This window comes from Bradyrhizobium sp. 191 (assembly GCF_023100985.1).
GTDB classification, from domain to species: domain Bacteria; phylum Pseudomonadota; class Alphaproteobacteria; order Rhizobiales; family Xanthobacteraceae; genus Bradyrhizobium; species Bradyrhizobium diversitatis.
In genome coordinates, this window is the sequence record NZ_CP064692.1 from 4,485,263 (window position 1) to 4,499,125 (window position 13,863).

Annotated in this window: 13 protein-coding genes; 7 read left to right on the forward strand and 6 right to left on the reverse strand. The window is 63.6% G+C overall.

Annotation, left to right across the window (positions count from 1 at the left end):
• Positions 1-23: 23 nt before the first annotated feature.
• The 5 genes from rsmG to hemJ all read right to left on the reverse strand — a co-directional run bounded on the left by rsmG (position 24) and on the right by hemJ (position 6,801).
• Positions 24-665, reverse strand: coding sequence for a 16S rRNA (guanine(527)-N(7))-methyltransferase RsmG (gene rsmG, locus IVB23_RS20845; protein ID WP_247804945.1), 642 nt, complete (start codon positions 663-665; stop codon positions 24-26).
• A 138-nt stretch (positions 666-803) separates the two neighbouring features.
• On the reverse strand, positions 804-2,684 hold the full coding sequence (gene mnmG / locus IVB23_RS20850; RefSeq protein WP_247799850.1) for a tRNA uridine-5-carboxymethylaminomethyl(34) synthesis enzyme MnmG: 1,881 nt from the start codon (positions 2,682-2,684) through the stop codon (positions 804-806).
• A 511-nt stretch (positions 2,685-3,195) separates the two neighbouring features.
• Positions 3,196-4,554: a tRNA uridine-5-carboxymethylaminomethyl(34) synthesis GTPase MnmE gene (gene mnmE, locus IVB23_RS20855; protein WP_247799851.1), complete on the reverse strand. Its 1,359-nt coding sequence runs from the start codon at positions 4,552-4,554 to the stop codon at positions 3,196-3,198.
• Positions 4,555-4,863: 309 nt separating this feature from the next.
• Positions 4,864-6,129, reverse strand: a complete 1,266-nt coding sequence (rho, locus tag IVB23_RS20860; RefSeq protein ID WP_061880048.1) for a transcription termination factor Rho — start codon at positions 6,127-6,129, stop codon at positions 4,864-4,866.
• A 249-nt stretch (positions 6,130-6,378) separates the two neighbouring features.
• Positions 6,379-6,801: a protoporphyrinogen oxidase HemJ gene (gene hemJ / locus IVB23_RS20865; RefSeq protein WP_028181379.1), complete on the reverse strand. Its 423-nt coding sequence runs from the start codon at positions 6,799-6,801 to the stop codon at positions 6,379-6,381.
• Positions 6,802-7,322: 521 nt separating this feature from the next.
• On the opposite strand from hemJ, the gene IVB23_RS20870 reads away from it, so the two are divergent.
• Genes IVB23_RS20870 through dnaQ form a run of 4 tightly spaced genes read left to right on the forward strand, consistent with a single transcriptional unit; the run spans position 7,323 to position 10,158 of the window.
• Positions 7,323-8,168 (forward strand): pyruvate, water dikinase regulatory protein, encoded by an 846-nt coding sequence (locus IVB23_RS20870; protein ID WP_061880046.1) that lies wholly within the window; start codon positions 7,323-7,325, stop codon positions 8,166-8,168.
• A gap of 8 nt (positions 8,169-8,176) precedes the next feature.
• Positions 8,177-8,785 carry a Maf family nucleotide pyrophosphatase gene (locus tag IVB23_RS20875; protein WP_197965021.1) on the forward strand — a complete coding sequence of 203 codons (609 nt, stop codon included), beginning with the start codon at positions 8,177-8,179 and terminating at the stop codon, positions 8,783-8,785.
• 23 nt (positions 8,786-8,808) lie between these two features.
• Entirely contained in the window at positions 8,809-9,408 is a 600-nt protein-coding gene (coaE, locus tag IVB23_RS20880; RefSeq protein WP_061880044.1) for a dephospho-CoA kinase, read from the forward strand.
• A 27-nt stretch (positions 9,409-9,435) separates the two neighbouring features.
• Entirely contained in the window at positions 9,436-10,158 is a 723-nt protein-coding gene (dnaQ, locus tag IVB23_RS20885) for a DNA polymerase III subunit epsilon (protein WP_197965020.1), read from the forward strand.
• On the opposite strand, the gene secB is transcribed toward dnaQ, so the two are convergent.
• Positions 10,149-10,634 (reverse strand): protein-export chaperone SecB, encoded by a 486-nt coding sequence (gene secB / locus IVB23_RS20890; protein ID WP_028181895.1) that lies wholly within the window; start codon positions 10,632-10,634, stop codon positions 10,149-10,151. The two genes, dnaQ and secB, sit on opposite strands and share 10 nt — an antisense overlap.
• A 397-nt stretch (positions 10,635-11,031) precedes the next feature.
• Between secB and IVB23_RS20895 the strand changes: the two genes are divergently transcribed.
• From IVB23_RS20895 to IVB23_RS20905, 3 genes are read left to right on the forward strand one after another with little or no spacing between them, the layout of a single operon-like run.
• Positions 11,032-11,739, forward strand: coding sequence for a Tim44/TimA family putative adaptor protein (locus tag IVB23_RS20895; RefSeq protein WP_061880042.1), 708 nt, complete (start codon positions 11,032-11,034; stop codon positions 11,737-11,739).
• Complete coding sequence (locus IVB23_RS20900) at positions 11,717-13,249, forward strand: MltA domain-containing protein (RefSeq protein ID WP_247799852.1); 1,533 nt, start codon at positions 11,717-11,719, stop codon at positions 13,247-13,249. Before IVB23_RS20895 ends, IVB23_RS20900 begins: the two co-directional genes overlap by 23 nt.
• On the forward strand, positions 13,246-13,836 hold the full coding sequence (locus IVB23_RS20905; RefSeq protein ID WP_197965017.1) for a Smr/MutS family protein: 591 nt from the start codon (positions 13,246-13,248) through the stop codon (positions 13,834-13,836). The genes IVB23_RS20900 and IVB23_RS20905 overlap by 4 nt, the downstream gene beginning before the upstream one ends.
• Positions 13,837-13,863 lie beyond the last annotated feature (27 nt).

A 13,863-nucleotide genomic window follows, 5' to 3' on the forward strand; every position in this document is an offset into this window, starting at 1 on the left:
ATTCCCCACTCCCCCTGAACGCCTCACCCGCGTCGCTCGACGGACGTCAGCTCCACGATCCAGCCGTCACCCGTGCGGCTTCGATGGAGCTGAGGTTGAATATTCCAATATTTAGCGGCTTCGGTCAATTCAGCCTCTACATCTTGACCCTTCGGAAACAGCGCCTTTGCGCCCTGGCGCATCAGCGGCTCCGCAAAGCCGATGAGTTGATGTAGCGGAGCCAGTGCGCGTGCGGTGACGCAATCGACGGGGCCGGTGATTCTATCCACATTATCCCCGATCTCAGCGAGATGTACGACTCCCGGAGATGCGGTGACGCGAATCGCTTCGCGCAGGAAAGCCGCCTTCTTGGCGATTCGCTCGACGAGGTGGACGCTCGCGCCCGGCGTCCCCGCCATGGCGCAGGCCAGGACGACACCGGGGAAGCCGCCGCCGCTGCCGAGGTCGGCCCAACGTCTTGCGGTCGGCGCGAGATCGATCAGCTGAAGCGAATCGGCGATGTGCCGCGTCCAGAGATGCGGCAAGGTCGAAGGCGCGACCAGATTGGTCTTGGCCTGCCACTCGCGCAGTAGCGCGATGTAGCGATCGAGCCGGGCCTCGGTTTCACGTGAAACGGGAGCAAGCTTGAACGCCGCGATCTTGTCGGCTGCAATGATCGCGTCCAGCGACTGATCGTTGGCGTTGGCCTTGTCGATCTTCGGTCGACCCGGTGTCGTGTCGGATGGGCGCACGGCGGCGCCTGCTCCGGCTCGTCGCGATAGCGGCCTGTCCCCGCCCGGTCCGCGCTGTTTCACGTGAAACGCCTATGCAATTGCCTTGGAAGTTTTCCGGGCTTCACGGCGCAGATAGGCCGCGAGGATGCCGAGGGCGGCCGGTGTCATCCCATCGATCCGGCCAGCCTGGCCGACGGTGAAGGGCCGGGCCTTCTCCAGCTTGGCCCGGACCTCGTTGGAGAGACCCGGGACCTGCTGGTAATCGACGTCCGAGAGCACCATCCCCTCGTCGCGCCTGAACGCTTCGACGTCGGCGCTCTGGCGCTCCAGATAGACATCGTATTTCGCATCGATCTCGAGATGGGTGGCGATAACAGGATCGATCGCCGCCAGCTCCGGCCAGATCGCGCGGACCTGGCTCCAGCCGATCTCCGGATACGCCATCAGCTCGAAGGCCGACCGGCGCTGGCCATCCCGGTTCAGTGACAGGCCGTGCTTGATCGCCTCGTTCGGGGTGATGGTCAGGGACTTCGACAGCGTCCGGGCTGCGTTCAGAGCATCCATCTTGGCGCGATGATGCCTGATACGGGCACTGCCGACACATCCCAAGGCGATGCCCTTCTCGGTCAGGCGCTGGTCCGCATTGTCGGCCCGCAGCGTCAAACGATATTCGGCCCTGGAGGTGAACATCCGATAGGGCTCGCTGATGCCGCGGGTGACGAGGTCATCGATCATGACGCCGAGATAGCCATCCGCCCGATCGAACACCGTCAGCGCGGCCCCACTGGCGGACAACGCCGCATTCAACCCGGCCACGATGCCCTGCCCGGCGGCCTCTTCATATCCGGTGGTGCCGTTGATCTGCCCGGCCAGGAATAGCCCGCGCAGACGCTTGGTCTGCAGGGTCGGATCGAGCTCGCGGGGATCGATGTGGTCGTATTCGATGGCATAGCCCGGCCGCACCATCTTCACCCGCTCCAGGCCCGGAATGCTGGCGAGGATCGCAAGCTGGACCTCCTCCGGCAGCGAGGTGGAGATGCCGTTGGGATAGACGGTCGTATCGTCCAGCCCTTCCGGCTCCAGGAAGATCTGATGGCCGTCGCGGTCGCCGAAGCGGACGATCTTGTCCTCGATCGAGGGGCAATAGCGCGGGCCGGAGCTCTTGATCTGACCGGAGTACATCGGAGAGCGATGGACGTTCGCCCGGATCACCTCATGGGTCGCGGCCGTGGTCCGGGTGATCCCGCACTGGATCTGCGGGGTCGTGATCCGCTCGGTCAGGACCGAGAACGGCTCCGGCGGCTCGTCCCCGGGCTGCATCTCGACGGCGGACCAGTCGATCGTGGTGCCGTCCAGACGGGGCGGCGTGCCGGTCTTGAGGCGTCCGAGGGTGAAGCCGGCTCGCTCGAACGAGCTTGAAAGGCCCATCGCAGGAGCTTCGCCGACCCGGCCGGCGGGCCAGCTCTTCTCACCGAGATGGATCAGACCGCGGAGGAATGTGCCGGTGGTGACCACAACCGCCCCTGCCCGCAGCTCCCGGCCATCAGCCAGGCGAAGACCTGTGACCCGCCCTTCGGCCATGATCAGCTCGTCGGCCTCGCCTTCAATGACGGAAAGGCCCTCGGTCTCCCGGATCGCGGCCTGCATAGCGGCCGCATAGAGCTTCCGGTCCGCCTGGGCTCGCGGACCACGGACGGCCGGCCCCTTCCGCCGATTGAGAACACGAAACTGGATGCCACCGGCGTCGCCTACGCGACCCATCAGACCATCGAGAGCATCGATTTCGCGGACCATGTGACCCTTGCCGAGACCACCGATGGCCGGATTACAGGACATCGCGCCCACAGTCGCGAAACGGTGCGTCACCAGAGCAGTCGCGGCACCCATCCGCGCAGCAGCAGCCGCGGCCTCACAGCCGGCGTGGCCGCCGCCGATCACGATGACGTCGAAGCTTGCTCGCTCTGTTCGCATGGCCGGACTTCTATCCCAGAGCGGAAAAAGCCGGAAGTGGAAACTCAGGGCCGACCGTGTTTCACGTGAAACAGGTGCCGTCGGCCGATGCTGGTTTTCGCGAAACAACCCCATGCACAGTAGAACGAGCGTTGAAGATGCTGTCGTTTCTCGACGCCAAAACGAACCATGGGCCGGGGTAGATTGCGCGGATGCGTCCTGGGCGATTCATTGAGAAAGGAGATCAGCACCTCACACCTTATGCGCGCGCGGCGAAAGCTATCCAGAGCATGCCGCGTACGGACGGTTGGTTGCTTCGTCGCAAGGGCTCCTCCCAATGACGGAATCGCGGCCAGCGGCCCTAGCGTCCACCCCTAATAAGTGAGCCTCCAGGTCGTGCAATGAGCTAGTGTATTAGAGGCTAACGATCGCCGGTGTTTCACGTGAAACGGGCCGTAGGAATTCCCCGCCACTGTTTCACGTGAAACACAAGGAATGGAATAAATCCTAGTTCTACAATGAAGAACTAGCCCTACTTTCCAATGCAGAACTTCTGAAAGATAGCCCCGAGGACGTCCTCGACATCCACCCGACCCAACAGCCGGCCTAGAGAATAGGCCGCAGCACGCAGCTCTTCGGCCGCCAGCTCTTCGCCCTCTTCTACAAGCTCCAGACTCCGGCGCAAGCTGCCCGACGCCTGACGCAGCAAATCGCGCTGCCGTGCCCGGGTCACCAAGGCGCCTTCCGTCGTCCCGAAGAAGTTGGCGGCGAACATTACGAGGGCCTCGACCAGTTCCGGAATGCCGTCGCCCCGGCTCGCGGAGATCGGGAACTCGCCCGGCGGCACGGGACCCTCGCGCCCACCGAGATCGATCTTGTTGCGGACGATCCAGACCAAGCCGCCCGGCGAAACAGCACCGTCGCCGGAACTCCGAAGCGAGCACATGGCTTCCGGGTCGACAGCCTGCGCGCCCTCCACCAACCACAGGACCAGGTCGGCATCCCCGGCTCGCGCACGCGCCCGACGCACGCCCTCCTGCTCCACGGGATCATCGGTCTCGCGAATGCCGGCGGTGTCGATGACAGTGACGGGGTAGCCGTCGAGATCGAGCTGCACCTCGATCACGTCGCGCGTGGTGCCGGCATGAGGCGAGACGATCGCGACATCGCGCCGCGCGAGCTGGTTGATCAAGGTCGACTTGCCGACATTCGGCTCGCCCGCGATCGCCACCACCAGCCCGTCGCGCAGACGTTCAGCTTGTCCCTGTGCCGCAAGGACTTTCGAGATTTCGTCATACAGGGCCTGGATTGCCCTGACTGCCGGCGCCATCAATTCGGCCGGCACGTCGCCTTCGTCGGAGAAATCGATGCCCGCCTCGATCAGCGCGGACGCCTCGATGATGCGCTCGCGCCAGTCGCGCGCGCGATCGCCGAGCAGGCCCTGCAACTGGCGCAGCGCTTGGCGCCGTTGCCGGTCGGTGTCGGCATGGATGAGATCGTCGAGACCCTCGGCCTCGGTGAGGTCGAGTTTTCCGTTCTCGAACGCGCGCCGCGTGAACTCGCCCGGCTCCGCCGCGCGCGTATTCGGAATAATCGAAATATCCACAAGGAGCGCCGCAAGCACCGCGCGTCCGCCATGGACGTGAAACTCGGCGACATCCTCGCCGGTCGCGCTGGCCGGTCCCGGAAACCAGAGCACCACCGCATCGTCGATCGGCTGGCCCGCGCCGTCACGAAGCAACCGGCGGCTTGCCTGTCGCGGCGCCGGCAGCCCGCCCGCGAGCTTTGTCAGCACCAAGCCGGCCTGCGAGCCCGACACGCGCACCACCGCGATCGCGCTGGGCGCCCGGCCGGATGACAGCGCAAAAATGGTCTGGTCTCTCGGATGCATGGCCTATTTGTCCGCCTCCCGGCGAAAAGGCAAACTTCCGATTTCCGCCGGCCAACCGGAGGATTTGTTGCATTAAACTATGTCGCCATACCTATGCTGCAACGCAGTATTATTGCAGCATTTTGCTGCAAAAGTGCCCAACCGAGAGAACCCAAGTCAAGTCAATTCCAGCTTTTCTTTGCGATATCAATAGATTAATGACCGCCGCGATCCGGACGGGAAACAACCCTCCATGCTGCAATTACTCTGCAGCAAAGTCGCAACAAAAGGGCGCCCGAAGGCGCCCTCCAATCCCCTGCTGCACCGCACTCAGGTGTTCATGGAGTCGAAGAACTCCGAGTTGCTCTTGGTCGAGCGGAGCTTGTCGAGCAGGAAGTCGATCGCGTCCATCGTGCCCATCGGATTGAGGATACGGCGGAGCACGTACATCTTCTTGAGCACCTGCGGATCGGTGATGAGCTCTTCCTTGCGGGTTCCCGAGCGCGAGATGTCGATCGCCGGGAAGGTGCGCTTGTCCGACACCTTGCGGTCCAGGATCAGTTCCGAGTTACCGGTGCCCTTGAACTCTTCGAAGATGACTTCGTCCATGCGGCTGCCGGTATCGACCAGGGCGGTCGCGATGATGGTCAGCGAGCCGCCCTCCTCGATGTTGCGGGCGGCGCCGAAGAACCGCTTCGGGCGCTGGAGCGCGTTGGCGTCGACACCGCCGGTCAGCACCTTGCCGGATGACGGCACCACGGTGTTGTAGGCGCGGCCAAGGCGGGTGATCGAATCGAGCAGAATCACGACGTCGCGGCCATGCTCGACCAGGCGCTTGGCCTTCTCGATCACCATCTCGGCGACCTGGACGTGACGCACCGCCGGCTCGTCGAAGGTGGAGGATACGACCTCGCCCTTCACCGAGCGCTGCATGTCCGTGACTTCTTCCGGACGCTCGTCGATCAGCAGCACGATTAGATAGCATTCGGGATGATTGTGCGTGATCGAATGTGCGATGTTCTGCATCAGCACGGTCTTACCGGTGCGCGGCGGCGCCACGATCAAGGCGCGCTGGCCCTTGCCGATCGGCGCGACGATGTCGATCACGCGTGCAGACAGGTCCTTTCGCGTGGGATCGTCGATTTCCATGCGGAAGCGCTGATTCGGAAACAGCGGCGTGAGGTTGTCGAAATTGACCTTGTGCTTGGACTTTTCCGGGTCCTCGAAATTGAGCGTATTGACCTTCAGCAGCGCGAAATAGCGCTCGCCCTCTTTCGGACTGCGGATATGGCCTTCGATGGTATCGCCGGTGCGCAGGCCGAAACGGCGGATCTGCGAGGGCGACACGTAGATGTCGTCGGGGCCCGGCAGATAATTTGCATCGGGCGAGCGGAGGAAGCCGAAGCCGTCGGAGAGCACCTCGACGACGCCTTCGCCGACGATGTCGGTCTCGGCGAGCGAGAGCTGCTTGAGGATGGCGAACAGCAGCTCCTGCTTGCGCATGGTGCTTGCGTTCTCGACCCCGTTCTCTTCCGCGAACGAGACGAGCTCGGCCGGGGTTTTCGACTTGAGGTCCTGGAGTTTAATTTCCCGCATTGGGGTGGTCCTGTGGGGTAGCCTTAAGAAGAGGGGGGTGCGAGGAGGCTCTGAAATGCGGACGCGAGAAGGTAAGGTCCGCAGGACTGGCAAGGTGAGCGCCGGGAGGCTTCAAACCTGATGCGGTATCCGGCTTCTGGAAAGCCCGGACACAACCACATCCGCCTGCGTTGGGTGGGATGTCGACAATATAGAAAATCGCTTCCAGCTCCGCAAGCCGAAGCGCTGAGCGAATCGTCGGCGCGATGCCTAGAACGGCTTCACGATCACCATGATGACGATGAAGATCATCAGAACGGTCGGCACCTCATTGATTATTCGATAGAATTTCTGGCTCCGCGGGCGCCGGTCGGCGGCGAAATCCTTCAGCCAACGGGAAAAAAAGCCGTGGACCGCGGACATCGCCAGGACCAATGCCAGTTTTACGTGCAACCAGGGCGATGCGAACCAATGACCGGACCACGCGAGATAGAGACCGGCCAGCCAGGTCACGATCATGGCCGGGTTGATGATCGCCTTGAGCAACCGGCGTTCCATGACCTTGAACGTTTCCGACTGCTTCGAACCGATCTCCGCCTCGCAATGATAAACGAACAGCCGCGGCAGATAGAGCATGCCGGCCATCCAGGAGATGACCGCGATCACGTGCAGCGCCTTGATCCACTCGTACATTCCGGCAGCCTTCCGTGTCTTGCCTGACGCGTTTTCTGGACGCTAACGGGATCCATGTCGTTCGAACGCGCCCTGTCTCACCGGACAGTGGATGGAACGAGCTCGGTAAGAATTCATTCATAGATTTGGGTGCACACACATATCCGCGTGCTCGGCTCTTCTAAACCTAAAAATTTTAGAATCTTAAGGTTTGAGTCTTAGTGACCGTGGATTGGACTCACACAATTCCGTCCGCCGCTTCGCACGCGCTTGTTCACATCCATCAACATATCCTGCGCGGCCTTGAGCCATTCGGATAAGCCGCCCGGACTCAAGAGCTTGCGGTTCCCCGTCGGCAGCTTATCAAGAGGGTTATCCGCGCAATCCCGCTCGCCTCGTCGGAGGGTGCCGGACTTGTCCTGACGGGCACTGGTGTGAAGAAAATTGGCCGTTGTCCCGCCCCTGGTGTCGCACATCCCTTTCCAAGGGGTTAAGCTCCACAGAAATCCACAAACCGCCCCGCCCTCATACAAAGAGTTTCTGTGCCGACCTCGAACAATTATTTCCATCTGCATCTGGTCTCGGACTCCACGGGTGAGACGCTCATCACCGTGGCGCGCGCGGTCGCGGCCCAATACGCCAACGTGACGCCCGTCGAGCACGTCTATCCGCTGGTGCGCAGCCAGAAGCAGCTCGACCGTGTGCTCGATGAGATCGAGGAAGCGCCGGGAATCGTGCTGTTCACGCTGCTCGAAAAGGATCTCGTCGCGAGGCTCGAGGACAAGTGCAAGCAGATCAACGTTCCAAGCCTGTCGATCATCGGCCCGGTGATGCAGCTGTTCGAAGCCTATCTCGGCGCTGCAACCACCGGACGTGTCGGGGCCCAGCACGTTCTCAACGCGGAATATTTCAAGCGCATCGACGCGTTGAACTACACGATGATTCATGACGATGGTCAGCACGTCGAAGGTCTCGACGAAGCCGACGTGGTCCTGGTCGGCGTATCCCGGACGTCGAAGACGCCGACCTCGATCTATCTCGCCAATCGCGGCATCCGCACCGCCAACGTGCCGCTGGTTCCAGGCATTCCGGTGCCCTCGCAACTGGAGACGCTGACGCGCCCGCTGGTCGTCAGCCTGCACGCGACGCCGGAACGCCTGATCCAGATCCGGCAGAATCGCCTGCTCTCCATGGGCGCTGAATCCGGCAGCGGCAGCGACACCTATACCGACAAGCAATCGGTCACCGAGGAAGTCGCGTTCGCTCGCAAGCTCAGCGCCAAGCACGACTGGCCGCTGCTCGACGTCACGCGCCGCTCGATCGAGGAAACCGCGGCGGCGATCATGAAGCTCTATAGTGATCGCCAGCGCAACCGGCCCTCGGAATAGTTTCCGCCATGGCTCTGTGGCGCGGCACATCTCCGTTGATCCTGGCCTCACAAAGCAGCGCGCGCAAAATGCTGCTGGCCAATGCCGGGCTCGAATTCGAGGCCGTGACGGCCGATATCGACGAGCGCGGCATTCAGGCCGCATCGCGACTCTCAAACCCGCGCGAGATCGCCCTGTTGCTGGCGCGAGAAAAGGCCAGGGCGGTTTCGGCGAGTCATCCAGGAAGCTACGTGATCGGCGCCGACCAGACATTGGCTCTCGGGATGCGTCTCTTCAACAAGCCCGCAGGCCGCGCACAGGCGCTGGCGCAGTTGCGCGATCTCGCCGGCAAGAGCCACGAGCTGAATTCGGCCGTGGCCGTTGCGCGTGACGGCAAGATTGTCTTCGAGGACGTGTCGGTCGCCCGCATGACGATGAGAGAGACGACCGAGGCCGAGCTTTCGGCCTATCTCGCCGCCGCTGGCGATGCCGTCACGACCAGCGTCGGCGCCTATCAGCTCGAAGGCCTTGGCATCCATCTGTTCGAGCGGATCGAGGGCGATCATTTCACCATTCTCGGCCTGCCATTGCTGCCGCTGCTTGCGTTCCTGCGCCGCGAGCGGCTAGTTGCAGTGTGACTGACAGACATGGCTATGGCTTGATGCGGATCCTCGGACTGACCGGCTCGATCGGGATGGGCAAATCCACCACCGCGAAACTATTCGCGGAGGCCGGTGTGCCCGTCTACGATGCGGATGCCGCCGTGCATCAGCTCTATGAAGGCGAAGCGGCTCCCGCGATCGAGGCTGCCTTCCCCGGCACCACCGTCAACGGCAAGGTCGACCGCACAAAACTGTCGGCGCGCGTCGTGCACGATCCTGCCGCGATCAAGCAGCTCGAGCAGATCGTTCATCCGATGCTGGGCGCCTCCCGGCAGAGATTCTTCGCCGACGCCGAGGCCGCCAAGGCGCCGGTCGTGGTGCTGGACATCCCGTTGCTGTTCGAGACCGGCGGCGACAAACGGGTGGACGCCGTGGTCGTGGTCTCGACGTCGCCGGAGCTCCAGCGCCAGCGGGTGCTGGCGCGCGGCACCATGGACGAAGCCAAGCTCGACGCCATCATCGCCAAGCAGACGCCGGATGCCGAAAAGCGCCGGCGCGCCGATTTCGTGGTGGATACGTCACACGGACTTGAGCCGGTGCGGGCGCAAATCGCGCACATTCTGGCCGAGGTCGTTAAGATGCCGCAGCGGCGAGCCTGATTCGCCGCCTCACACGGCGACCAAGACATGCGCGAAATCGTCCTCGACACCGAAACGACCGGCCTCGATCCGCTCCGCGGCGACCGACTCGTCGAAATCGGCTGCGTCGAGATCCTCAACCGCATGCCGACGGGGCAGACCTTTCACGTCTACATCAACCCTGAACGGGACATGCCGGCGGAAGCGTTCGCGGTGCACGGATTGTCTTCCGAATTCCTGGCGACGAAACCATTGTTCCACGAGGTCGCCGACGAGTTTCTGGAGTTCATCGGCGACGCCCCGCTGGTGATCCACAACGCCTCGTTCGACATCGGCTTCATCAATGCCGAGCTTGACCGCATCAAGCGCGCCGCGATCCCGCGCGAGCGGCTGGTGGACACGCTGCTGCTGGCGCGCCGCAAGCATCCCGGCGTGTCCAACCGGCTCGACGATCTCTGCTCGCGCTATGCGATCGACAATTCACGCCGCACCAAGCACGGCGCATTGCTGGACGCAGAGCTGCTGGCCGAAGTCTATGTCGATCTGGTCGGGGCGCGACAGTCGCAGCTGTTGCTGGCTTCGGATACCCAGGAGATCCGCGTCAATGCGGGCGGCGATGCGCCGCGGCGGCAGCGCCTGGTGCCGCTGGCGCCGCGGATTTCGGAGGCCGAACGAGAGGCCCATCGGGCCTTCATCGCGACACTCGGCGACAAGGCGATCTGGAACGAGTACCTGCCCGCTCCAGCCGCCGTGGCGGTCGGTCAGGCCTGACCGGCTTGACCTTGAGCGGCCATTTGCCGCTCCATGTTCTGGCGATAGAGACCGACGAAGTCGACCGGATCCAGCATCAGGGGCGGGAACCCGCCGTCGCGCACCGCGGTCGCGATGATCTCGCGGGCAAACGGGAACAACAGGCGCGGGCATTCGATCATGACCAGCGGATGCAGGTTCTCCTTGGGCACGTTGACGATCCGGAACACGCCGGCATAGGCGAGCTCGAACGAGAACATCACCTTGCCTGCGGTCTCGGCCTTGCCCTCGACCGACAACGTCACCTCGAACTCCTGTTCGCTGAGATTGTTGGCGTTGACGTTGATCTGGATGTTGATCTGCGGCGGCTGGCTCTGCTGCTGGAGCGAGCCCGGCGCGTTGGGATTTTCGAACGAGAGGTCCTTGGTATATTGCGCCAGCACGTTGAGCTGGGGAGCCTGGGCCGCCTCGGGAGGGGTGCCGTTACCGTTGGTCATGAAAGTCTCTCCTTACCCGATTGGGGCTGAATTTCGCGGCGGTTGGCTAACATAGGGCCGCCTCGTTCCACAAGGACGAACGGTCCCGGATCGGGAATTCGGAACGCCCCCGTATCCTGGACGTTCGTCCGGCCTTTTCCGCGAAATTGCGCCTTAAATGATTGAAGATGCGCGATTTCCCGGCAGGATCGGGTTTCCCCTTAAGCCTAAAACGCGCTACACTTGCTACTGTGCCAAAAGGCGCCATTGGCCCGGCAAGATTTCGTGCCTACATCCCACGGACCTGACGCGGACCCAAAATGGTGATGTGGACTTGCCGTTTCCGTAGGGAACGGTCTACTGGCCGGATTGATTTTCCCGGCAACGACCCCTGAAAAGACCAGAAAGCGAATACGACGTGGACATCTACACCATCATATTCCTGGCGCTGGCAGTCTTCATCTTTTTGAGACTGCGTAGCGTGCTGGGGCAGCGCACGGGCAACGAGCGGCCGCCGTTCGATCGCACCGCCGCCCGCAATGCGCTGGGAGGTGCCCAGGACAACAACGTCGTGACCGTGCCGGGCAAGGTGATCGACCAGGCCCCGCTGGCGCCGACGGCCGAGCCGACCCCGCCCTCCGATCGCTGGAAAGGGTTGGCCGAGCCCGGCACTGCGCTGGCGCAGGGCCTCGATGCCATCGTCGAGAGGGATTCCACGTTCGACCCGCGCCATTTCATCTCGGGCGCCCGCGGCGCCTACGAGATGATCGTGCTGGCCTTCGCCAATGGCGACCGCCGCGCGCTGCGCGACCTGTTGTCGTCGGACGTCTATGACAGTTTCGATGCCGCGATCAAGGAACGCGAGAAGAACGAGCAGAAGACCGAAACGCGCTTCGTCTCGATCGACAAGGCCGAGCTCGTCGGCGCCGAGATGCGCGACCGCACTGCCCAGCTCACCGTGCGCTTCGTTTCGCAGATGATCTCGGCCACCCGCGACAAGGCCGGCAACATCGTCGACGGCAGCGCCGACACGGTCGCGGACATCACGGACATCTGGACTTTCGCCCGCGACACCTCCTCTCGCGATCCGAACTGGAAGCTGGTTGGCACCGGAAGCGCGAACTAAGGTCTTTCTGAAGAACAGCGCGACGGCGCTTTGCGCGTGTGCCGTCGTGCTCTCGTCGTTTTCGCTCGGTGCCGAGGCAGCGCGGCGCCACCATCGCAGCCATCATCATCACGCCCGGCAATTGCCTGCCGCCCCGCTGCGGGCCTTGCCCTATCCGCAGCTTCCCCTGCCGTTCGAAATTCCCGGCGCTCAATATCTGCCGCTGGCCTGGGCGGACGTGAAGGGTTGGGAAGACGACGACCATCTCGTCGCCTACAAGACGTTCCGCGCCAGCTGCCGGCCGATCAATGCGCAGAACGGCGCGGCCTTCGACTCCAAGGCCTTGGGCGCCTCGCTGAGCGAGCCTTGCCGCGCTGCCAAGACGCTCGATCTCGCCGACGACGCCAAGGCGAAGACCTTCTTCGAGGAGAACTTCACGCCGCTGCGGATCTCGCGCCTCGGCGAGCCCGACGGTTTCGTCACCGGCTATTACGAGCCGGTGCTGGAGGGATCGCGCACGCAAACCGATGTCTACAACGTGCCGGTCTATCGCCGTCCCTCGAATCTGTTCGTGCGCGGCTACAAGCAGGATTCGGTCAGCCTGCCCAACAAGGGCCCGGTCTATCGCAAGATCGGCCGCCGCAAGCTGGTGCCCTATTACGACCGTGGCGAGATCGAGGACGGCAAGATCGCCGGCCGCGGGCTGGAGATCGCCTGGCTCAAGGATCCGACCGATCTTCTGTTCGCCCAGATCCAGGGCTCGGCACGGATCAAGTTCGAGGACGGCAGCTCGGTTCGGCTCAACTACGACGCCTATAACGGCTATCCCTACACGGCCGTCGGCCGCATCCTGATCGAGCGCGGCATCATCCCGAAAGAGGAGATGTCGATGCAGAAGATCAGGGAGTGGATGGCGCAGAACCCCGACGGCGCCAAGGAGCTGCGCCGCGCGAACCGTGCCTACATCTTCTTCCGCGAGGTCAACCTCTCCGACAAGGACGAGGCGGTGGGCGCGCAAGGCATTCCGCTGACCGCCGGCCGCTCGATCGCGGTCGACAAATCGCTGCATGTCTACGGCACGCCGTTCTTCATCGAGGGCGAGCTGCCGATCGAGTCCGAACGCGCCAAGACGCCGTTCCACCGGCTGATGATCGCGCAGGACACCGGTTCGGCCATCATCGGCCCCGCACGCGCCGATCTGTTTTTCGGCGCCGGCGCGGATGCCGGCCGTGTCTCCGGGCGGCTGCGCCATCCCATGCGTTTCGTGATGCTGGTGCCGAAGAGCCTCGATCCCGGCCCGCGCGCTGCGAAATTGCCGATACCGGATCCCAGGCCTTCGGAGAAGATCGCAAAGCTGTTTCCGCAGACCGTCCCGGCCAAGACGGCAACGCCTGCTGCCGCCGCGCCGCAAGACAAGAACGAAACGGTTGCCATCGCCGGTCCCGTTCCGCTACCGGTGCCGCGTCCCGCGATCGACCCTGCTTCTGAGCCGCGTCGGCCAGTGAAGAATCGCCCTCATCGGCAGCAATGAAACGATCGTCTCGTCCGCCCGTGCTCGAGCCTCGCCCCTCGCCGCGCCGCCGTGCGCTGAGCGATGAAGAGCGCGAGCTGTGGGACCTCGTTTCGAGGCAGGTCAAGCCGCTGAGGAAGCCCCGCGTGCCGAAGGTGCATGCCGCGCCGCGCCCGGAGTCGTCACCCGCCGGTCCGGCCAATCGACCGGCATCATCGCCACGGCCCATCGCTGCCGCGCCGGCGCCGCGCGTGACGAAGCCGTCCATTCCGCCCCTGGCGCCGCTTGGCAAGCGCGAGCGCACAAAGCTCTCGCGCGGCCGCAGCGAGATCGAGGCGCGGCTCGACCTGCACGGCATGACCCAGACGCGCGCCCATCGCGCGCTGACCGGCTTCCTGCACCGCGCCCACCAGGATGGCCTGACCTTCGTGCTCGTCATCACCGGCAAGGGCCGCAGCGGCGGCGAAAGCGGCGTGCTCCGCCGTCAGGTGCCGGAATGGCTCAGCCTGCCGGAATTCCGCGCCTTCGTCGTCGGCTTCGAGACCGCGCATATCGGCCACGGCGGCGAGGGCGCGCTGTATGTGCGGATCAGGCGGGCGCGGGGTTAGTGGTCCCGACGCGTGCGGCTTCTCTTG